Origin of the sequence: Mycolicibacterium boenickei (genome assembly GCF_010731295.1) — a bacterium.
In the GTDB taxonomy this organism is placed as follows: domain Bacteria; phylum Actinomycetota; class Actinomycetes; order Mycobacteriales; family Mycobacteriaceae; genus Mycobacterium; species Mycobacterium boenickei.
This window is the reverse complement of sequence record NZ_AP022579.1, coordinates 180645-201305: the sequence shown is the minus strand read 5'-3', so window position 1 is coordinate 201305 and position 20661 is coordinate 180645. Positions and strand designations below refer to the sequence as shown.

Annotated in this window: 21 protein-coding genes; 13 read left to right on the top strand and 8 right to left on the bottom strand. The window is 68.4% G+C overall.

What is annotated here, in order from left to right:
- Nucleotides 1–4 precede the first annotated feature (4 nt).
- Together speB and G6N57_RS00885 are read left to right on the top strand one after the other, a co-directional pair.
- Nucleotides 5–994 carry an agmatinase gene (gene speB, locus G6N57_RS00890; RefSeq protein WP_077742666.1) on the top strand — a complete coding sequence of 330 codons (990 nt, stop codon included), beginning with the start codon at nt 5–7 and terminating at the stop codon, nt 992–994.
- The gene (locus G6N57_RS00885; RefSeq protein ID WP_077742445.1) at nt 987–1829 is read left to right on the top strand and encodes a polysaccharide deacetylase family protein; all 843 of its coding nucleotides are present in this window, start codon (nt 987–989) and stop codon (nt 1827–1829) included. The genes speB and G6N57_RS00885 overlap by 8 nt, the downstream gene beginning before the upstream one ends.
- Here G6N57_RS00885 and G6N57_RS00880 read toward each other — a convergent pair whose 3' ends face one another.
- Complete coding sequence (locus G6N57_RS00880; RefSeq protein WP_077742444.1) at nt 1830–2699, bottom strand: SDR family oxidoreductase; 870 nt, start codon at nt 2697–2699, stop codon at nt 1830–1832.
- Between the two features lie 65 nt (nt 2700–2764).
- Here G6N57_RS00880 and G6N57_RS00875 point away from each other — a divergent pair, with 65 nt between their 5' ends.
- Complete coding sequence (locus tag G6N57_RS00875) at nt 2765–3259, top strand: pyridoxamine 5'-phosphate oxidase family protein (protein WP_077742443.1); 495 nt, start codon at nt 2765–2767, stop codon at nt 3257–3259.
- Between the two features lie 57 nt (nt 3260–3316).
- On the opposite strand, the gene G6N57_RS00870 is transcribed toward G6N57_RS00875, so the two are convergent.
- Nucleotides 3317–4234: a 1,4-dihydroxy-2-naphthoyl-CoA synthase gene (locus G6N57_RS00870; protein WP_077742442.1), complete on the bottom strand. Its 918-nt coding sequence runs from the start codon at nt 4232–4234 to the stop codon at nt 3317–3319.
- Nucleotides 4235–4344: 110 nt separating this feature from the next.
- On the opposite strand from G6N57_RS00870, the gene G6N57_RS00865 reads away from it, so the two are divergent.
- The gene (locus G6N57_RS00865; RefSeq protein ID WP_077742441.1) at nt 4345–4623 is read left to right on the top strand and encodes a hypothetical protein; all 279 of its coding nucleotides are present in this window, start codon (nt 4345–4347) and stop codon (nt 4621–4623) included.
- A gap of 6 nt (nt 4624–4629) precedes the next feature.
- Here G6N57_RS00865 and G6N57_RS00860 read toward each other — a convergent pair whose 3' ends face one another.
- The 5 genes from G6N57_RS00860 to G6N57_RS00840 all read right to left on the bottom strand — a co-directional run bounded on the left by G6N57_RS00860 (nt 4630) and on the right by G6N57_RS00840 (nt 9407).
- Nucleotides 4630–5079, bottom strand: coding sequence for a nitroreductase family deazaflavin-dependent oxidoreductase (locus G6N57_RS00860; RefSeq protein WP_077742440.1), 450 nt, complete (start codon nt 5077–5079; stop codon nt 4630–4632).
- 9 nt (nt 5080–5088) lie between these two features.
- A complete protein-coding gene (locus G6N57_RS00855) occupies nt 5089–5778 on the bottom strand; it encodes an HAD family hydrolase (RefSeq protein ID WP_097925918.1) in 690 nt (229 codons plus the stop codon).
- 22 nt (nt 5779–5800) lie between these two features.
- A complete protein-coding gene (locus G6N57_RS00850) occupies nt 5801–7072 on the bottom strand; it encodes an RNA polymerase sigma factor (protein ID WP_077742438.1) in 1272 nt (423 codons plus the stop codon).
- A gap of 46 nt (nt 7073–7118) precedes the next feature.
- On the bottom strand, nt 7119–8729 hold the full coding sequence (gene fadD8 / locus G6N57_RS00845) for a fatty-acid--CoA ligase FadD8 (protein ID WP_077742437.1): 1611 nt from the start codon (nt 8727–8729) through the stop codon (nt 7119–7121).
- 219 nt (nt 8730–8948) lie between these two features.
- On the bottom strand, nt 8949–9407 hold the full coding sequence (locus tag G6N57_RS00840) for a YciI family protein (RefSeq protein ID WP_077742436.1): 459 nt from the start codon (nt 9405–9407) through the stop codon (nt 8949–8951).
- A 259-nt stretch (nt 9408–9666) separates the two neighbouring features.
- On the opposite strand from G6N57_RS00840, the gene G6N57_RS00835 reads away from it, so the two are divergent.
- The 9 genes from G6N57_RS00835 (at nt 9667) to G6N57_RS00795 (ending at nt 19957) form a co-directional block, all read left to right on the top strand.
- Nucleotides 9667–11286: an amidohydrolase gene (locus G6N57_RS00835; protein WP_077742435.1), complete on the top strand. Its 1620-nt coding sequence runs from the start codon at nt 9667–9669 to the stop codon at nt 11284–11286.
- A 29-nt stretch (nt 11287–11315) separates the two neighbouring features.
- A complete protein-coding gene (locus G6N57_RS00830) occupies nt 11316–12881 on the top strand; it encodes a long-chain-fatty-acid--CoA ligase (RefSeq protein ID WP_077742434.1) in 1566 nt (521 codons plus the stop codon).
- Between the two features lie 84 nt (nt 12882–12965).
- Nucleotides 12966–13928, top strand: a complete 963-nt coding sequence (locus G6N57_RS00825) for an esterase family protein (RefSeq protein WP_077742665.1) — start codon at nt 12966–12968, stop codon at nt 13926–13928.
- 85 nt (nt 13929–14013) lie between these two features.
- The gene (locus G6N57_RS00820; RefSeq protein ID WP_234815658.1) at nt 14014–14946 is read left to right on the top strand and encodes an o-succinylbenzoate synthase; all 933 of its coding nucleotides are present in this window, start codon (nt 14014–14016) and stop codon (nt 14944–14946) included.
- A gap of 232 nt (nt 14947–15178) precedes the next feature.
- Entirely contained in the window at nt 15179–16174 is a 996-nt protein-coding gene (locus tag G6N57_RS00815) for a GlxA family transcriptional regulator (protein ID WP_174814438.1), read from the top strand.
- Nucleotides 16175–16185: 11 nt separating this feature from the next.
- Nucleotides 16186–16929: a DJ-1/PfpI family protein gene (locus tag G6N57_RS00810; protein WP_097925917.1), complete on the top strand. Its 744-nt coding sequence runs from the start codon at nt 16186–16188 to the stop codon at nt 16927–16929.
- A gap of 55 nt (nt 16930–16984) precedes the next feature.
- Nucleotides 16985–17785 (top strand): alpha/beta fold hydrolase, encoded by an 801-nt coding sequence (locus tag G6N57_RS00805; RefSeq protein WP_077742431.1) that lies wholly within the window; start codon nt 16985–16987, stop codon nt 17783–17785.
- 16 nt (nt 17786–17801) lie between these two features.
- Entirely contained in the window at nt 17802–19439 is a 1638-nt protein-coding gene (menD, locus tag G6N57_RS00800; RefSeq protein ID WP_077742663.1) for a 2-succinyl-5-enolpyruvyl-6-hydroxy-3-cyclohexene-1-carboxylic-acid synthase, read from the top strand.
- Nucleotides 19436–19957, top strand: a complete 522-nt coding sequence (locus tag G6N57_RS00795) for a DUF3592 domain-containing protein (RefSeq protein ID WP_077742430.1) — start codon at nt 19436–19438, stop codon at nt 19955–19957. The genes menD and G6N57_RS00795 overlap by 4 nt, the downstream gene beginning before the upstream one ends.
- On the opposite strand, the gene G6N57_RS00790 is transcribed toward G6N57_RS00795, so the two are convergent.
- The gene (locus tag G6N57_RS00790; protein ID WP_234815648.1) at nt 19941–20633 is read right to left on the bottom strand and encodes a DsbA family protein; all 693 of its coding nucleotides are present in this window, start codon (nt 20631–20633) and stop codon (nt 19941–19943) included. The genes G6N57_RS00795 and G6N57_RS00790 overlap by 17 nt on opposite strands.
- Nucleotides 20634–20661: the final 28 nt, after the last annotated feature.

Here is a 20661-nt window from a genome sequence, read left to right as displayed (position 1 = left end):
AGTGATGACGAAAGGGAATCAGGTGACAGGCCAGCCGTATGTGCGGTCGGAGACGGGCAACGTCGGTCAGATCGATGCGATGGCGGTACCGCGGTACGCCGGTATCGCCACGTTCGCCCGGCTGCCGCAACGTCACGAGGTCTCCGACTACGACATCGCGGTGGTCGGGGTGCCGTTCGACACCGGCGTGACCTACCGGCCGGGTGCCCGGTTCGGTCCGGCCGCGATCCGGCAGGCCTCACGTCTGCTCAAGCCCTATCACCCGGCGCTGGACGTGAGCCCGTTCGCGCAGGCACAGGTGGTCGACGCCGGCGATATCGCGGCCAATCCGTTCGATATCGAAGCGGCGGTGGACCAGATCCGGGAGGGCATCGCGGAGTTGGTGACCACGCCGCAGCAGCGGGTGGTCCTGCTCGGCGGGGACCACACCGTCGCGTTGCCTGCCCTGCAGGCCATGAGCGCGGTGCACGGTCCGGTGGCGCTGGTGCACTTCGACGCCCACCTGGACACCTGGGACACCTACTTCGGTGCGCCCTGCACGCACGGCACCCCGTTTCGCCGGGCCTCCGAGCAGGGCCTGATCGTCAAGGGCCACTCGGCGCACATCGGGATCCGCGGCTCGCTCTACGACCGTGCCGACCTGCTCGACGACGAGTCGTTGGGCTTCACGGTGGTGCACTGCCGCGACATCGACCGCATCGGTGTCGACGGTGTCATCGAGCGGATCCGGGAGCGGGTGGGGGATCACCCGGTGTACGTCTCGATCGACATCGATGTGCTGGATCCGGCATTCGCACCGGGCACCGGGACACCCGAGATCGGTGGCATGACGAGCCGCGAGTTGGTGGCGGTGTTGCGCGCCATGCGGGGGCTGCCGATCGTGGGCGCCGACGTGGTGGAGGTCGCGCCGGCCTACGACAGCGGTGACGTCACCGCCGTGGCGGCGGCCAACCTGGCCTACGAACTGGTTACGCTGATGGCTGACGATGACTGAATTCCGTTGGCCGGAAGGCAAAACCGCGGCCGCAGCCTTCACCTTCGACGTCGACGCCGAATCGGCGGTGCTGTGGGGCAACGAGGGGGCCGCGGCCCGGATGAGTGTGATGTCCCACCAGGCCTACGGGCCGTTGGTGGGCATTCCCCGGATCCTGGATCTGCTGGAGCGCCACCAGATTCCGTCCACGTTCTTCGTCCCCGGTCATACCGCGCACCGGTACCCCGAGGCGGTGCGGGCGATCGTGGCGGCCGGGCACGAGATCGCCCACCATGGTTACCTGCACGAGCAGCCGACGGCACTGACGCTGCAGGAGGAGGTCGACGCGCTCGACCGCGGACTGGATGCGCTGGCGGAGGTGGCCGGGGTGCGGCCGGTCGGCTATCGCGCGCCGATGTGGGATCTGTCGTGGCACACCCCGTCGTTGCTCGCGGAGCGCGGCTTCCTGTACGACTCCAGCCTGATGGACGCCGACACCCCGTACGAGTTGGCGGTCGGGGACAGCTCGCTGGTGGAGATTCCGATCCAGTGGGCGCTCGACGACTGGGAGCAGTACTGCTACCTGCCCGACATCTCCGGCTCCGGCCTCATCGAGAGCCCGCGCAAGGCCCGGGAGATCTGGCAGCTGGAGTTCGACGCGTTGCGCCGCGCCGGAGCATGCTGGGTGCTGACCAATCACCCGTTCCTGTCCGGGCGGGCTTCGCGGGCGGCCGAACTCGACGACCTGATGCGATATGTGCGCGAGCACACCGACGTGTGGACGACGAACCTCGGCGCCATCGCCGAGCATGTGCGCACACTCGGACTTCAGCCGCGCACCATCACCAAGCCGTGATCAGACCGGCTGGACCCGTTGCCGTTTCATCACGGCGTCGACCAGCCCGGGGGCGACGGTGTTGATCGCCTTGGCCGTCACCGCCATGCGCGGGGCGATCTGCACCGGGCGGGTGCGCGCCGCGGTCAGCATCCAGTCGGCGGCCTCGGAGGCCGTCAGCCCGGGCAGTCCGTCGTAGGCCCGGGTGGGCGCGATCATCGGGGTCTTCACCAACGGGTAGTACAGCGTCGTGGAATGCACACCGACGGCGCCCCATTCGGTCTCGATGACCCGGCTGACCGCTGCCAGGGCGGCTTTCGAGGCGTTGTACACGGCGAACAGCGGCGAGGATTCGTTCATCACGCCCCAGGTGGCGACGTTGATGATGTGCCCGTCGCGGCGGTCGCGCATGCCCGGGGCCAGGCCGCGGATGAGCCGCAGCGGTGAGTAGTAGTTGAGCGTCATGGTGCGCTCGACGTCGTGCCAGCGGTCCAGCGATTCGGCCAGCGGACGCCGGATGGACCGGCCCGCGTTGTTGATCAGGATGTCGACGCCGCCCAAGTCGCGTTCCACGGTGGCGACGAGTTCGTCGATGGCGTCCATGTCGGACAGGTCCACCGCAATGGCACGGGCGTCGCCGCCCTTGGCGGTGATCCGGCCGACCAGGTCGTCGAGGAGCTCTTGACGGCGGGCCACCGCGACGACGGTGGCCCCCTTCGCGGCGAACTTCTCGGCCGCGGCCTCACCGATGCCCGACGAAGCACCGGTCAGCAGGATTCGTTTGCCTGCGACGTCGATGTCGTCGCGGGCCTGCAGCCGTTCGGTCAGCGGCGGACGCATGCTGGTCAGCAGCAGCTGTTCGGACAGCCGGCGCAGCGGGCTCTTGCTCATGCGCTGAGTTTAGGTCGCCTACATTTCCGCGATGATTTGTGGGCCTCTGCCGAGTCGGTACGGGTATGACCATCACGGGCAAGCTTGACCAGCGCTTCAGCGAGGCGACCGAAGCGACGAGCTGGGAGGCCGCGGCAGCCGCGCTCGCCGGCGCCGGGCTGTACTGGCTGACGACCGTGCGCGGTGACGGGCGGCCGCACGTCACCCCGTTGGTCGGGGTGTGGGTCGACGACACGTTCGTGTTCTGCACCGGGGCAGGCGAGCAGAAGGCCCGCAATCTGCGGGCCGGCGCGGCCGTCGCCGTCACCACCGGTACCAACACCTGGAACGCCGGCCTCGACATCGTCGTGGAGGGCACGGCCGCGCGGGTGACCGGACGTGACCGGCTGAGGGCACTGGCTGACGCGTACCGGGCGAAGTACGGCGACGACTGGGATTTCGATTGCGACGGCGAGGTTTTCGACCCGCAGGGTGAGGCCGCGATCGTGTACCGGGTCACCCCGGCCAAGGTGCTGGCGTTCGCGAAGTCGCCGCATGGGCAGACCGGCTTTCGCTTCTAACCCAGTGATTTGTGCACGATTATCGGCGGTCAGCGCGGGTAATCGTGCACAAATCACTCAGAAGTAGCGCGGGAAACCACTCCAGTCCGGGTCGCGCTTCTGCAGGAACGCGTCGCGGCCCTCGACGGCCTCGTCGGTCATGTAGGCCAACCGGGTGGCCTCTCCGGCGAACACCTGCTGGCCCACCAGGCCGTCGTCGATCAGGTTGAACGAGAACTTCAGCATCCGGATCGCCTGGGGCGACTTGCCGTTGATCTCGGCTGCCCACTGCAGGCCGACGGACTCCAGCTCGGCATGGTCGACGACCTCGTTCACCGCGCCCATCTGATACATGGTCTCGGCGTCGTACGCGCGGCCCAGGAAGAAGATCTCGCGGGCGAACTTCTGCCCGGTCTGGCGGGCCAGGTACGCGCTGCCGAATCCGCCGTCGAAGCTGCCCACATCGGCGTCGGTCTGCTTGAACTTGGCGTGCTGACGGCTGGCCAGGGTCAGGTCGCAGGTGACGTGGAGGCTGTGTCCGCCGCCGGCCGCCCAACCGTTGACCAGGCAGATGACCACCTTCGGCATGAAGCGGATGAGCCGCTGCACCTCGAGGATGTGCAGCCGTCCGGCCCGCGCGGGATCGACGGTCTCGGCGGTTTCGCCTGCGGCGTACTGATACCCGGACCGGCCGCGGATGCGTTGGTCTCCACCGGAGCAGAAGGCCCAGCCGCCGTCCTTGGCCGAGGGGCCGTTGCCGGTCAGCAGGACCACGCCGACGTCAGGCGACATCCGGGCGTGGTCGAGGACGCGGTACAGCTCGTCGACGGTGTGCGGCCGGAACGCGTTGCGCACCTCGGGCCGGTCGAACGCGACCCGCACCGTGGGCTGCCGCGCGCCGTCGGCGACGTGGCGGTGGTACGTGATGTCGGTCAGATCGTCGAAGCCGGGCACCGGCTCCCAGGCTGTCGGGTCGAACGGGTTGTCTGCACTCACGTGCTCGACTGTAGAGCGAGGGCGATACGAGGTTTCACAGGTACCGTCGCGGGGTAGTAAATCCGGCGCGATGATGCGTACCGCGCATCACCAGAACAGAGGGGACCGCGATGAAGCGCTCAGTGAGTGTGTTGTTGTCGGGATTGGCGACGGGTCTGGTGCTCGTCGGATGCTCACCGGCGATCACCGGCGGTGACACCAAATGCAAGGACTTCATCGGGCAGGACGAGAAGACGCAGAACGAGGCCGTGGGCAAGATGCTCAAGGACGAAAAGGGCACCGATGCGGCCCAGTTGGAGATCACCGGAACCCGGTTGGCGGTGCAGACCTTCTGCCAGACGGTCGGCAAGCAGGACTCCAAGATCAAGGAGGCCCCGCACCTGAGCTGAGCGCGGCTAGATCGGGTCCAGCCGGAACACCGGGCAGCGTCCGGCGAGGGCCTCGAATTCGTCGGGATTGGGCCCGGTCACCAGTCCGGCGTTGCGCATGAAACCCACACCGGTCGGCACCAGGACCGGGAACTGGCGTAGCAGTGGCCGGGCCTGCTCGACGGGGATCTCCACGACGCGCACTCGCTGGTCCTTGCGGCCCTGGTGCACGGTGGCCTCACCGGCGGCGCGGGCGTTGGCCGCCCAGTCGCCTTTCGGCAGCCCGCCGACGATGTAGCGGTGGCCGTCGACGGTCATCGGGGTGACCGGAGTCGAGCGGGGCTTCCCGGTCTTGCGGCCCGTCACCGTCAGCACCACGGGGCCCTTGTCGCCGCCGACGCCGAGCTTGTTCAGCCCGATCATCACCTTGTTGACGTATTTCAGCCACCACGGTGGCCGGATGCGGTCGTCAGCCATGACTCCACCCTAGGCGCGGATGCCGACGCCCTGCAGGGCCGCGATCAGTCCGTCGGGCCGCTGGGCGGTGGGCAGCGGGTCGACCAGCGCGAACTGGCAGCCCACCGCGCGGGCGCCGCCGTCGGCCTCTTCGCTGTCGCCGACCATCAGCGCGTCCGGCGCGGCGACCCCGAGGCGGTCCAGCGCCGCGGTGAAGATCGCCGGGTCGGGCTTGATGGCACCGACTTCGAAGGACAGCACGAACGCGTCGACGTGCTCGGCGGCGCCGATCGCGGCGAACGCCGGCCGCACGTCGAAGGCGATGTTGGAGACGACCGCCGTCCGGATTCCTTGTGCTTTCAGGTTTTTGAACACGCGGGCGGTATCGGGGTACGCGGTCCAGCTGGCCGGGTCGATCACCCGGTTGTACAGCGATTCCGCGTGGTGGTCGGCCAGCCCGGATTCCCGCAGCACGTGCAGGTAGGCCTCGCGGTGCAGGTGCGGTGCCAGGTCGCGGTTGGCCCAGGCCCGGTACTGCTCGTCGGTCATCGCCACGGAGCGGCCGGTCGGGGCGGTCAGGCGGCGCATCAACTCGGTCTGGACGTGGCCGTCGACTTGCTGTTCGTCGACGGCCATCCCGGCGAACCAGCTGTCCTGTTCCTCGAGGCGGAACAGGGTCCCGGAGTAGTCGAACAATACGGCTGACACCATGTCCGCCATGGTGCCATGAGCCCGGACGGTATCAGCCGCGTTCGCGGATGGCCTTGTCCACCAGCACCTGTCGTTCACGTTCGTTGTCGGCGAGGGCGGCCGCCCTGTCGAACTGCTCGGCCGCGTCGTGGTGCCGGCCCAGCCGGGACAGCAGCTCGCCGCGGACGCTGGGCAGGAGGTAGGAGCCGTCCAGGCCCTCGATGCCGTCGACGAGCGTCAGCGCCTCCTGCGGGCCCGAGCGCATCGCGACGGCCACCGCGCGGTTGAGCTGCACCACGGCCGACGGCGTGATCTGCAGCAAGGCGTCGTAGAGCGCGACGATGCGGGCCCAGTCGGTATCGGCCGCGGTCGGGGCCACCGCGTGGCATTCGGCGAGCGCGGCCTGCAGCGCATACGGGCCCCAACCCCGTTGTTGCCGTGCGGCACTGGAACGCTCCAAGGCGGCGATGCCGCGCTGGATCTGCGCGCGGTCCCAGCGGGCCCGGTTCTGGTCCTCCAGCAGGATGGGCCGGCCCTCGGCGTCGGTGCGGGCCGCGAACCGTGAGGACTGGAACTCCATCAGCGCCAGCAGGCCGTGAACCTCGGGTTCGTCGGGTACCAGTGCGGCCAGCCCACGGCCCAATCGCAGTGCTTCGGTGCACAATTCGTCCCGGATCCAGCGCTGGCCGAACGATGCCGAGTAGCCCTCGTTGTAGATCAGGTAGATGACCGACAGCACCGCCGACAGTCGCTGCGGGTACTCGTCGCGCGACGGTAGCTCGAAGGGTGGGTTGGCTTGGGCCAGAGTCTTTTTGGCTCGGGTGATGCGGGCGGCCGCGGTGGCGGTCGAGATCAGGAACGCGCGGGCGATCTCGTCGGTGCTCAACCCACCGACCATGCGCAGCGTCAGCGCGATCTGGGCCTCGCGGGACAACACCGGGTGGGCGGCGATGAAGATCAGCCGCAGCACATCGTCGTCGATCCGGTCGGGATCCCAGGCTTCCTCGACGTGCTCGGCCAGATCGCGGGCCAGCACCGCGTACTTGGCGTCGAGGTTGTCCGCCCGCCGCCAGTGGTCGATGGCCTTGCGTTTGGCCACCGTGGTCAGCCAGGCACCGGGATTGCGCGGCACGCCGGTCTGCGGCCATTGCGTCAGCGCGTCGAGCAGCGCGTCGGAGGCCAGGTCCTCGGCCAGGGCGACGTCACCGACCGTGCGGGTCAGCGTGGCCAGGATCTTGGCCGCCTCCATCCGCCACACCGCGTCGAGTGTCTTCTGCAGGTCGACCACGTCGTCATTGTGCCGACCAGACGCAAAACTGCCCATTTCCCAAGAGAAAAGGGCAGTTTTGCGTCTGCTCGCACAGGGAAACTCAGCCGATCGCGCGGGCGGCGCCGTCCCAGAACTGGGCCCGGACGGCCTTCTTGTCGGGCTTGCCGAGGGCGGTCACCGGCACGGAGTCGACGACGATCACCTGCTTGGGCGATTGCACCGAGCCCTTGCGGTCCTTGACCGCGGACTGGATCTCGGCGGTCACCTTCGCGATGGCCTCATCGTCGGAGGCGGCGTCGGGCCGCAGCACGATCACCGCGGTGACGGCCTCGCCCCACTTCTCGTCGGGGGTGCCGATCACGCACACCTGGGCCACCGAAGGATGTTCGGCCACAACGTCTTCGACTTCGCGAGGGAACACGTTGAAGCCGCCGGTGACGATCATGTCCTTGACCCGGTCGACGATGAACCAGTAGCCGTCCTCGTCCTCGCGGGCCATGTCGCCGGTGTGCAGCCAGCCGTCCTTGAACGTGTCGGCGGTGGCCTCGGGCAGTTTCCAGTAGCCGCCGGCCAGCAGCGGCCCTGACACGCAGATCTCGCCGACCTCGCCTCGGGGCACCGGGTTGCCCTCGGCGTCCAGCAGTGCGGTGCGCGCGAACAGCGTGGGTCGGCCGCAGGAGGTCAGTCGCTTCTCGTCGTGATCCTTCTTGCCCAGGTACGAGATGACCATCGGGGCTTCGGACTGGCCGTAGTACTGCGCGAAGATCGGCCCGAAGCGCTTGAGCGCCTCGGCGAGCCGCACCGGGTTCATCGCCGAGGCGCCGTAGTACACGGTCTCCAGCGACGACAGGTCCCGGGTGTGCGAGTCGGGGTGGTCCATCAGCGCGTAGATCATCGACGGCACCAGCATGGTCGCGGTGATGCGTTGTTCCTCGATCACCCGCAGCACCTCGGCCGGGTCGAACTTGGTGAGCACCACCAGTTCGCCGCCCTTGACGATGGTGGGCGTGAAGAACGCCGCCCCGGCATGCGACAGCGGCGTGCACATCAGGAAGCGCGGATTCTCGGGCCACTCCCATTCGGCCAGCTGGATGGTCGTCATGGTGGAGATCGAGCGCACCGTGCCCATCACGCCCTTGGGCTTACCGGTGGTGCCGCCGGTGTAGGTCAGCCCGCCGACGTGATCGGGGTCCAGTTCGGCGGCCACGAGTGGGACGGGGGAGTACTTGGCGGCCTCGGCGGTCAGATCGGAGACCGATGCGCTGGAGGCGGCCAGGGCCTCGGGCACCGGGCCGATCGTCAGAACCTGGCGAAGCGACGGCACCTTCTCCAGCAACCCGAGGGCCCGCTCCACGAACGCGGGGGTGGGGTCGATGATCAGCGTCGTCACCTCGGCGTCGGACAACACATAGGCGTGGTCGTCCAGCGAACCGAGAGGGTGTAGTGCGGTGCGACGGTATCCCTGGGTCTGGCCGGCGCCGATGATCATCAGCACCTCGGGGCGGTTCAGCGACAGCAGGCCGACACCTGCCCCGGTGCCGGCGCCGAGCGCCTCGAAGGCCTGAATGTACTGGCTGATGCGTTCCGCGAGCTCTCCACCGGTCAGGGTGGTGTCGCCGAGGAACAGCACGGGTTTGTCTTTGTTGCGCTTGAGCGCACTGACCGTGAGGTGGCCGGAATGGATGGGATGGTGCAGCAGCGCATCACTCATGGAGTCCAGATTAGAACGTGTTCCAGAAATTGTTGAGCCGATCCCCCGATATGGGTATGACACCGGCTGTAACGCGAGGTCGCCGGGGGCCGATATGGAGATCGAAATACAGGTAGCGCACTACTCGTGTCGGCCCGGTTGACGCTGCCTAATGTGACTGATTGTGGGGGTGGGAGCCAGACCCCGGCGGGTTAGGGACCGCCGGGGCCTGTGCCCCGATCAGCGGTTTGCGGCTTCGCGGGCCTGTCGCGCGAGCTTCTCGGCCAGCTCGGCCTTCCACTGGATCTCTTTCTGAACCCACTCGTTGTCCTGCGGGAACTCCTCGGTGTCGTGCACCCGGCGAACCTCGAGCTTCACGCCGCAGCCCAGCGGGCATTTGCGCGCCCACTGCTTGGCCTCCTCCTTGGAGGACACATCGAGGATCCAGAACCCGTTGAACAGTTCCTTGGCCTCGGTGTACGGCCCGTCGGTGACCACCGGGGGATCGGCGTTGAAATCGACGACGAAGCCTTCTTCCGGGCCGGTCAGACCCTCGCCGGCCAGCAGCACTCCGGCCTTGATGAGCTCTTCGTTGTAGCGGCCCATCGACGCGATGATCTCGTCGAAGTCGATGTCCTGGTTCGCCATCTCGGCCTCGGCCTCGGGGGTGGACCGCATGATCAGCATGTAGCGCGACATTGGTGTCTCCTTCTGGTGTCGGGAAGGGGCCCGTTCATTGTGGTTCAAGTGGCCCTCGCTACTACGTCGAACGAGGTCCCATCGAAATCGACATGGCTCGACAAACTTTTTGAAGTTTTTCGAATCCGCAGGTCAGACGGGCCTTGAACACCGCGGATAGCTGGGTGCCGCCGCGACTCGAACGGATCGATCCTGATCGGCGACACGGATTTCTGGGGACGTACCCGGGCCGGCGTCACCACGCCCTAGCATCGCGAGCATGACCAGCCCTGCTGCGCCAGCTGATCTCGTCCTCTACGGAACCGTCCTGACCGTCGACGAGGCGCAGCCGACCGCCGAGGCGGTCGCGGTGTCCGGCGGCCGCATCGTGGCGGTCGGATCCCGGTCCGACGTGGCGGCCTGGGTGGGGCCCGACACCGACGTACGCGAGGTCGACGGCTGCGTCATGCCGGGTTTCGTTGAGGCGCACGGTCATCCGTTGATGGAGGCGGTGGCGTTGTCGGGGCGCATCGTCGACATCCGTCCGGTCACGCTGCCGCAGGCCGAGGATGTGGTCGACGCTATCCGCGCCGAGGTTGCCCGCCGCGGAGCCGACGGGGCCTTTGTGAACGGCTGGGATCCACTGCTTCAGCACGGCTTGCCGGAGCCGACCCTGACCTGGCTGGACAGCATCGCCCCGGATACCCCGCTGGTGATCGTGCACAACTCGGGCCACAAGGCGTTCTTCAACTCAGCGGCAGCGCGCCGCGCCGGGCTGACCAAGGACACGCCGGATCCCAAGGGCGCCAAGTACGGCCGTGATGCCGACGGCAACCTCGACGGGACGGCCGAGGAGACCGGTGCGGTGTTCCCGCTGCTGGGTGACGCCATCTCGGTGAGCGACTATCCGGCGATGCTGGCCGCCGAGTGTGCGCGGCTGAACCGGGCCGGGTTGACCACCTGCTCGGAGATGGCATTCGACCCGATGTTCCGGCCGTTGCTCGCGCAGCTGCACGACCAGCTGACGGTGCGGCTGCGCACCTACGAGATGTCCACTGCGGAACTGCACACCGATGCCAACCCGTCCGAGGGCGACGACATGGTGCGCCAGGTCGGCATCAAGATCTGGGTCGACGGGTCGCCGTGGGTCGGCAACATCGACCTGACGTTCCCGTATCTGGACACCGACGCCACCCGGACCATCGGGGTGGTGCCCGGCTCCTGCGGGCACGCCAACTACACCAAGGAGCAGCTCACCGAGATCGTCGGCACGTTCTTTCCGCAGGGCTGGCAGCTGGCCTGCCATGTGCACGGCGACGCCGGGGTGGACACGATCCTCGATGTCTACGAGGACGTCCTGCGCGCACATCCCCGCGACGATCACCGGCTGCGGCTGGAGCACGTCGGCGCCATCACGCCCGAGCAGTTGCGCCGGGTACACGCGCTCGGTGTCACGTGCAGCCTGTTCGTCGATCATCTGCACTACTGGGGCGACGTGCTCGTCGACGGCCTTTTCGGTCCCGAGCACGGCGGCCGGTGGATGCCCGCGGGGTCGGCGGTCGCGACCGGGATGCGGATCTCGCTGCACAACGATCCACCGGTCACCCCGGAGGAGCCGTTGCGCAACATCAGTGTGGCGGTCACCCGCACCGCGCCGAGCGGTCGCGTGCTGGCGCCCGAAGAGCGGCTCACCGTCGAGCAGGGGATCGTGGCGCAGACCATCGATGCGGCGTGGCAGTTGTTCGCCGACAACGTGATCGGCTCGCTAGAGGTCGGCAAGTACGCCGACCTGGTGATCGTCTCGGCGGACCCGCGCAAAACTGCGCCGGAAGCCATCGCCGCCCTGGAAGTACGGGCCACGTTCCTGGCCGGGCGGCAGGTTTACCCGAAAGCCGGTTGACGGCTCGCGCACCATGGCAGGCTCTGGACATGTCAGATTTGCCGGCACCGCAGTTTCTCGACGAACGCGTCGCTCATTGGGCGGACACCAAGCCTGACGAGGAGGCGGTCACCTATCTGAGCCGTACCTGGACCTGGTCGCAGTGGTACGACCGCATCCAGCGGCTGGCCGGGGCGCTCAGCGCGTGGGGCGTCGGCCGGGGTGATGCCGTCGCGTTCCTGGACAAGAACCACCCGGCCTGCGTCGAGATGACGATCGCCGCCGCGTCGCTGGGGGCGGCCACCGCCATCATCAACTTCCGGCTCGCGGCCGACGAGCTGGATTACGTGATCAACGACTCCGGGGCCAAGGTGCTGGTGGTCGGCGAGGAGCTGCGGGGCGGCATCGACGCGATCGCCGACCGGCTGGCGGCTGTCGAGCACATCGTCACGGTGACGCCGGAGGGCGGTGACGGCGACGAGTACGAGGCGCTGCTGGCGAGCGCGTCGCCGGTGGGCCGGTCGCCGGAAGTGCAGCCCGACGACACAGCCATCGTCATGTACTCCTCGGGCACCACCGGCAGGCCCAAAGGCATTGCGCTGACCCATGCCAACGTCATCGCCCACACCATCAACGCGTTCGAGGGCTGGACGCTCAGCGCGGGGGACAAGAGCCTGGTGGCCATGCCGCTGTTCCATGTCGGCGGGTCGTCGTACATGCAGTGGGGCCTGCATCACGGGGCGCCGACGTACATGACGCGTGACGTCGACGGGATGGCGTTGGCGGGTGGAATTCTGGCCGGGGCGAATCGGACGTTCCTGGTGCCCGCGGTGCTGGCCAAGGTGTTCGACACCGGCGAGGATGCCGTCAAGCTGTTCGGCGCTTTGAAGACGTTCGCCTACGGTGCGTCACCAATGCCGTTGCCGCTGTTGCGTTCTGCGTTGCAGGCTTGGCCGGAAACGGAATTCATCCAGGTCTATGGGCTGACCGAGGTGTCCGGCGCGATCAGTCGATTGGGGCCCGAAGATCACCGAGGCGCGAGTGAAGCGCGGTTGATGAGCGCGGGCACCGTGGTCCCCGGCGCCGAGGTCAAGGTGATCGATCCCGACGCCGGCGCCGAGGTGCCCATCGGCGAGCAGGGTGAATTGTGGTTTCGCTCACCGCAATTGATGAAGGGCTATCTCAACCGGCCAGATGCCACGGCGGAGTCCATCACGCCCGAAGGGTGGTTCCGCACCGGTGACATCGGCCGTGTCGACGACGGCGGATACATCTTCGTCGAGGACCGGCTCAAGGACATGATCATCTCCGGTGGGGAGAACATCTACTCGATCGAGGTCGAGCGGGTGCTGGCCGAGCATCCCGCCGTCACCGAGGTCGCGGTCATCGGCGTGCCCGACGAAAAATGGGGCGAATCGGTGAAAGCCGTTGTGACACTGGACGGAGATGTGTCCGAACGGGATCTGATCGCGTTCGCGCGCGAGCACCTGGCAGCCTACAAATGCCCCAAATCTGTTGACATCGTCGATGAATTGCCCCGCAACCCCACCGGGAAGATCCTCAAGAAGGATCTGCGCAAGCCGTACTGGGAGGGCCGCGACCGCGCGACCGTGTAGGAATTGCCTGCTAGCTCTTCATTTCCCGTTCCGGGCGGAGTAGGTTCGGGCCCATACGTGTGCGCGGAGATGTGGGGTGCGGACATGGCACATGCGCATAGATTGCAGAGAATCTCCCGTGGGTTCGGGATCCTGACGGCCCTGGCCCTGGTGGTAACCGGCGGACTTCTCGGCCCACCGCCGCCAGCAAGTGCCTGGTCAAGAGCCGGTTTGCCGGTCGAGATGCTCTCGGTGCCGTCCGGAGCGATGGGTCGCGACGTCAAGGTGCAGTTCCAAGGGGGCGGGTCTCACGCCGTTTATCTCCTGGACGGCCTGCGGGCCCGTGATGACTTCAACGGGTGGGATATCGAGACCCCGGCGTTCGAGTGGTTCTACCAATCCGGGCTGTCGGTGGTCATGCCGGTGGGCGGCATGTCGAGCTTCTACACCGACTGGTACCAGCCCGCGGCGGGCAACGGCGGGGTGTGGACCTACAAGTGGGAGACGTTCCTGACCAGTGAGTTACCGCAGTGGCTGGCTGCCAACAAGCGGGTGTCCTCGTCGGGCAACGCGGTGGTCGGACTGTCGATGTCGGGCAGTTCGGCGCTCATTCTCGCCGCGTTCTACCCGCAGCAGTTCCGGTATGCGGGTTCGTTGTCGGCGTTCCTGAATCCGTCGGAGGGTCCGTGGCCCGGGCTGATCGGGTTGGCGATGAACGATTCCGGCGGGTTCTCGGCCGCCGCGATGTGGGGTGCGCCCGGTGACCCGGCGTGGGCGCGCAACGATCCGACGCTGCAGGTGGGGCGGTTGGTCGCGAACAACACCCGCATCTGGGTGTACTGCGGGTCGGGCACGCCGGGGGAGCTGGGTGGCGGCGACCTGCCGTCCACCTTCCTGGAGGGCACGGCGTTGCAGAGCAACTTCAACTTCCGGGACCGGTACGTGGCCGCCGGTGGGAACAACGCGGTGTTCAACTTCCCGCCGACTGGCACCCACACCTGGGGCTACTGGGGTGCGCAGCTGAACCAGATGAAGCCCGACATCCAGCGGACGTTGGGCGCGGCCTGATCGTTTGGGCATCATTGACGGCGTGACTGACGCGACGGCGACGCTTGACGACATACTCGCGCGTCTTCACGTCGTGGCCCTGCCGATGCGAGTTCGCTTCCGCGGCATCACCGTTCGTGAAGTGGCCCTGATCGACGGCCCGGCGGGCTGGGGTGAGTTCGGCGCGTTCCTCGAATACGAGGCGCCGGAGGCGTCGGCGTGGCTGGCCTCGGCCGTGGAGGCCGCGTATCGCCCGCCGCCCGCCGTGCGCCGTGACCGGGTGCCGATCAACGCCACGGTTCCCGCGGTGCCGGCCGGCCAGGTGGCCGAGATCCTGGCGCGGTTCCCCGGTGCGCGTACGGCCAAGGTCAAGGTGGCCGAGCCGGGCCAGACCCTGGCCGATGACGTCGCGCGGGTGAACGCGGTGCGCGCGCAGGTTCCGGTGGTGCGGGTGGATGCCAACGGCGGCTGGACGGTGGCGGAGGCCGCGACTGCCGCGGCCGCGCTGACCGCCGACGGGCCCCTGGAGTATCTGGAGCAACCGTGCGCGACGGTCGACGAGCTGGCCGCGCTGCGCCGGCAGGTGGACGTGCCGATCGCCGCGGACGAGTCGATCCGCAAGGCGTCCGATCCGTTGCGGGTGGTGCGGGCCCGCGCCGCTGATGTCGCGGTGCTCAAGGTGGCGCCGCTGGGTGGGGTGGCCCGCATGCTCGACATCGCCGCGCAGATCGACATTCCGATCGTGGTGTCCAGCGCGCTGGACTCCGCCGTGGGTATTGCCCGCGGACTGCTGGCCGCCGCCGCGCTACCCGAATTGCGGCACGCGTGTGGGCTGGGCACGGGCGGATTTTTCGTGGAGGACGTGGCCGAGGTGGCCGCTCCGGTCGACGGGTACCTGCCGGTGGAGGCGGTCGTGCCGGATCCGGCGCGGCTGTCCGCATTGGCGGCGGCGCCGCAGCGCCAGCAATGGTGGATCGATCGGGTGCGGGACTGCTATGCCGTCGGGAATCTCGGCGGCTCTGGGGCGGCATCGGCCTGAACCTCACCTCACGTCACGATTGTCACGCTGGGGCAACTGTCGGCCTCGAACGCCACGCCAGCGTGACAATAGCCAGGTCCGGGCGCAGACCGCGGCGGGCATTGCGACGCTAGAGCAACTGTCGAGGCGGAGCGCCACACTGGCGTGACGCCGTCCGACAAACCCAGCCCATGTCCTGATTTGTGGGGTGCATGGCATAGACGCCATCGCCAAGGTCGCGAACACTGAAGACGTGAGGCGATCGGTGGTGATCCTGGGCTATGCCGGGGTGCAGGCGCTGGACCTGGTGGGGCCCTTCGACGTGTTCGCCACCGCCACGCTGGCCCTGGCGGGTCTGGACAGGGCTGCGGACGGCTATGCCGTCACGTTGACCGCCGTGGACGGTCAGCCCGTCACCACTCTCACCGGCTTGGAGTTCGTCTCCGCGCCGCTGCCCGATCCCCACGATCCGATCGACACGATCGTCATCCCCGGCGGCATCGGTGCCGACACCGCCCGGGCCAACCCGGCAGTCGTCGACTGGATCAGCACCGCCTCGCGCCACGCCCGCCGCGTCGTCAGTGTCTGCACGGGAGCGTTCCTGGCTGCGCAGGCCGGCCTGCTCGATGGCTGCCCGGCCACCACCCACTGGTCCGAGGCTCGCCGGATGGCAGCGGAATTCCCTTCGGTGGCAGTCGATCCGGAGCCGATCTTCGTCAGAAGCTCCGAGCAGGTGTGGACCGCGGCCGGGGTCACCGCGGGCATCGACCTGGCGCTGGCGCTGGTCGAGGACGACTACGGCACCGACGTCGCGCAGACTGTCGCCCGCTACCTCGTGCTCTACCTGCGTCGGCCGGGTGGGCAGACGCAGTTCGCCGCACCGGTGTGGATGCCGCGGGCCAAGCGGGCCCCGATCCGTGCGGTGCAGGAGTCCATCGAGTTCGAACCCGGTGGCACACACAGCATTTCCGAGCTGGCCCGGCGGGCGGCGATGAGCCCGCGGCATTTCACCCGGGTGTTCACCGACGAGGTCGGCGAGGCGCCGGGTGCCTATGTCGAGCGCATCCGCACCGATGCCGCGCGCCGCCAGCTCGAGGAATCCGATGACACCGTCACCGCGATCGCCTTGCGCTGCGGTTTCGGCACCGCGGAGACCATGAGGCGCAATTTCGTTCGGCGCCTGGGCATTTCACCTGACCAGTACCGCAAGATCTCCTCGCATGCGAGGAGCGCAGAGTTTTCCGCGTGAAAGGAACAGATATGCAGATCGCAATCGTGTTGTATCCCAGCTTCACGGCGCTCGACTTCATCGGGCCCTACGAGGTGCTGCGCAACCTGCCTGACACCGAGGTGCGGTTCGTGTGGCATGAGCCGGGTCCCGTCACCGCCGACTCCGGCGTGCTGATGGTGGGGGCCACCCACAGTTTCGACGAAACCCCGTCGCCCGATGTGGTGCTGGTGCCCGGCGGACCGGGCACCACCATGGTGGCCCGGGACGAAAAGGTGCTCGACTGGCTGCGTCAGGTGTATCCGGGAACCACCTGGATGGCGTCGGTGTGCTCGGGTTCGGTGGCCTTGGCCGCGGCGGGCCTGCTCGACGGGAAGCCGGCCACGTCGCACTGGTCGGTGCTGAGCGCGTTGAAGCTGATGGGCGCGAAGCCGGTGGGGGATCAGCGCATCGTGCGCGCCGAAGCCGACGGCAAGGTGATCACGGCGGCGGGCGTCTCGGCCGGGATCGACCTGGCCATGTGGCTGGCCGGTCAGATCGGCGGGGAGGCGAAGGCCAAGGCCATCCAGCTGATGATCGAGTACGACCCCCAGCCGCCGTTCGATTCCGGGCATATGTCGAAGGCGAGTGCGTCCACGAAGGCCGGTGCCACCGCCCTGCTCAGCAAGGACATGATCAAGCCGGAACCGCTCAAGGCGGGGGTGCTGCTGGCGTGGGATCAGGCGATCCGGCGGGTGCGGGGGCGTAACAAGCGCATGAGCGCCAGTTCGACCTGAGCGCGTGATCTGGTGCATTAAGAGGCATCAAGTACCCGGCCCGTAGTCTGGCCGGGTGAATCTGGCTTATGACGACCGAGGCAAGGGCCAGCCGGTGCTGCTCATCGCCGGCCGCGGAGGCGCAGGCCGCACCTGGCATCTGCATCAGGTCCCGGCGTTGCAGCGCGCGGGCTACCGCGTCATCACCTTCGACAACCGCGGGGTCGGCGCGACGGAGAACGCCGCGGGGTTCGGTACCACGCAGATGGTGGCCGACACCGCCGAGCTGATCGAGAAGCTGGGCGCCGCACCCGCGCACGTCGTGGGCGTGTCGATGGGCTCCTACATCGCCCAGGAACTGATGCTGGCCCGCCCTGACCTGGTGCGCTCGGCGGTTCTGATGGCCACCCGCGGCCGGCACGACCGGGCCCGCGAGTTCTTCCGCGACGCCGAGCGGGACTTCGCGACCTCGGGGGTTGCGCTGCCGCCGAAGTTCGACGCGAAGATGCGGATGCTGGAGAGCTTCTCGCCCAAGACCCTGAACGACGACCGCCTGGTGCGCGACTGGGCCGAGATGTTCACCATGTGGCCCACCAAGCAGACCCCGGGTCTGCTCACACAGCTCGATGTCGGGCCTGAGGACAACCGGCTTCCGGCCTATCGGTCCATCACCACCCCGGTACTGGTCATGGGGTTTGCCGACGACGTGGTGTTGCCCGCACATCTGGGTCGTGAGGTGGCCGACGCGATCCCCACCGCGCGGTATCTGGAGATCCCTGACACCGGGCACCTGGGTTTCATCGAGAAGCCCGAGGAAGTCAACGCCGCGCTGCTCGAGTTTCTGGCCGGTCAGACCGCCCAGACCGGTCAGTACTGACGAATAGGGTGGAGTGGTGAACCCCTCGACGGCACAGGCGCGCGTAGTCGTCGACGAACTGATCCGCGGCGGTGTCCGCGATGTCGTGCTGTGCCCGGGCTCGCGTAACGCCCCGCTGGCGTTCGCGCTGTCCGACGCCGACCGGGCCGGCCGCATCCGCCTGCACGTGCGGATCGACGAGCGCACGGCCGGCTACCTGGCCGTCGGGCTCGCGGTGGCCGAGCGGGCGCCGGTCTGTATCGCGATGACCTCGGGCACGGCGGTGGCCAACCTCGGCCCTGCGGTGGTCGAGGCCAACTACGCCCGGGTGCCGCTGATCGTGCTCAGCGCGAACCGGCCCTATGAGATGTTGGGCACCGGCGCCAACCAGACCTTCGAGCAGCTGGGGTATTTCGGCACCCAGGTGCGGGCCAACATCAGCGTGGGGCTCGCACCCGATCTGACCGGCCACCAGCCGGGCGAACTGGACACCCTCAACGCCCAGTGGCGCTCGGCGACCTGCCGGGTGCTGGCGGCGGCCACCGGATCCCGCACGGCCAACGCCGGGCCGGTGCAGTTCGACATTCCGTTGCGCGAACCGCTGGTTCCCGACAGCGCACACGGGGACGCCGGGTTCCCGGCCGGCCGCCCGGACGGCAAACCGTGGACCTACACCCCTCCGGTGAGCTTCGACCAGCCGCTGGAGATCGACCTCACCCCGGACACCGTGGTGATCGCCGGCCACGGTGCCGGCGTGCACCCGAATCTGGCCGGATTGCCGACGGTGGCCGAGCCCACGGCGCCGCGTCCGGAGAACCCGCTGCACCCGCTGGCGCTGCGGCTCGTGCATCCCAAGCAGGTCATCATGCTGGGCCGTCCCACCCTGCATCGGCCGGTTTCGGCATTGCTGGCCGATCCCGCGGTGCCGGTCTACGCCCTGACCACCGGCCCGCGCTGGCCCGACGTCTCGGGCAATTCGATGGCCACCGGCACCCGCGCGGTGACCACCGGCACGCCGGACCCGGCCTGGCTGGACCGCTGCGCCGAGCTCAACAAGCACGCCGTGGCGGCGGTGCGCCAGCAGCTCGCGTCGCATCCGCTGACCACCGGCCTGCACGTGGCCGCGGTCGTGACCGACGCGCTGCGCCAGGGGGACCAGCTGGTGCTCGGGGCGTCCAATCCGGTGCGTGACGCCGCCCTGGTGGGGCTGAGTGCCGAGGGCGTCAAGGTGCGGTCCAACCGCGGTGTGGCCGGTATCGACGGCACGGTGTCGACGGCAATCGGTGCGGCGCTGGCGCACGACGGCCGGACCATCGCGCTGATCGGGGATCTGACCTTCGTGCACGACAGCTCGGGCCTGCTGATCGGGCCGACCGAGCCGACGCCGCGCAATCTGACGATCGTGGTGTCCAACGACAACGGTGGCGGCATCTTCGAGCTGCTCGAGCAGGGCGATCCACGGTTCGCCGACGTCTCGTCGCGGATCTTCGGCACCCCGCACGATGTGGACGTGGCCGCGTTGTGCCGGGCCTATCACGTCGACAGCCGGCAGCTGGAGGTCGGCGATCTCGCCGCCGCGCTGGCCGAACCCTTCGAGGGCATGCGGGTGCTGGAGGTGAAGGCCGACCGGTCGTCGCTGCGTGCCCTGCACGCGTCGATCAAGGCTGCCCTGTGAGGCCCGCGCAGATCGCGGCGCGGCTGCGGGCGCTGGTGCAACCGCTGATTCCGCATCTGTACGGCGAACCGGGCGAGACACGGTCGCAGCGGATCATCCGCCGGGTGCGGATCGGTGTGGTGATCGCCGCATGTCTGGTCACGTTGCAGTCGGTGCTGCTGGTGGTCGGCGCCTGGCGCAACGACCAGCAGATCGAGCGCAACATGGGTGTGGCCGCCGCCGAGGTGCTCAGCGCCGGGCCGCGCCGCTCGACCATCGAGTTCGTGACACCCGACCGCGTGACGTACCGGCCCGAGCTGGGAGTGCTGTATCCGTCCGAACTCGACACCGGGATGCGGATCTACGTCGAGTACGACAAGAACAATCCCGATCTGGTGCGGGTCCGCGACCGCGACGCATCGCTGGCGATCATCCCGGCCGGGTCGATCGCGGTGGTGGGCTGGCTGGTGGCGGCCGCCGCGCTGACGCTGCTGGCGTTCCTGCAGCGACGGTTGAGCCCGGTCAGCTCCTCGGCGTAGCCAGCAGTTTGGCCAGCCAGTCGGGGTCGCTGGTGTCGACCACCTGCTCGCCGACGAGGTCGTAGATCGCCGGGGTGGACACCTCGTACTGGGTTTCGCTGAGCAGTTCGGCGTTGGCGTCGTTGAGCTCGTCGGGATCGATGATCTGCTCACCGGCGGCGATCCGGTCGGTCTGCTCGGAGCCCACCCCGCTCGCCGACGCCATGGCGGCGATGGCGTCGTCGGTGGGGCCGGGTGAGCCCTCGGGTTCCTGGTGGCCCCACAGATCCTGCACGAAGGCCTGGAACGCCGCCCCGGTCGTGTTCGGGCCTGCGGCGAGGAACAGGGCGTTGGCGACGTGGGCCGAATACTCGGTGACCGACCTGTCCAGGAAGGTCAGCGGCCGGTAGGTCACCGCCAGGCGGCCCTGGCCGACGGCGGCGGCGATGGCGGCGCCGGACTCATGCTGCAGGTGCGCGCAGGCCGGGCACTGCGGCTCGGTGAAGAACTCGATCTGGGCGGGCGCATCCGGAAAGCCGATCAGGATGCCCGCGCCGTCCTCGGTGATCTCGGTGCCCGGCTTGTTTCCGTCGGCCTGTGCGCTGCCGTCGACGAGCCGGGTGCAGCCCGCCGTGGCGCCCGCAACGGACAAGGCCAGCACGGCCAGCATTGCTGCAGCAACGCGGGACAATCGCATGTGGCAACCCTAGACCCGCGCATCAGGT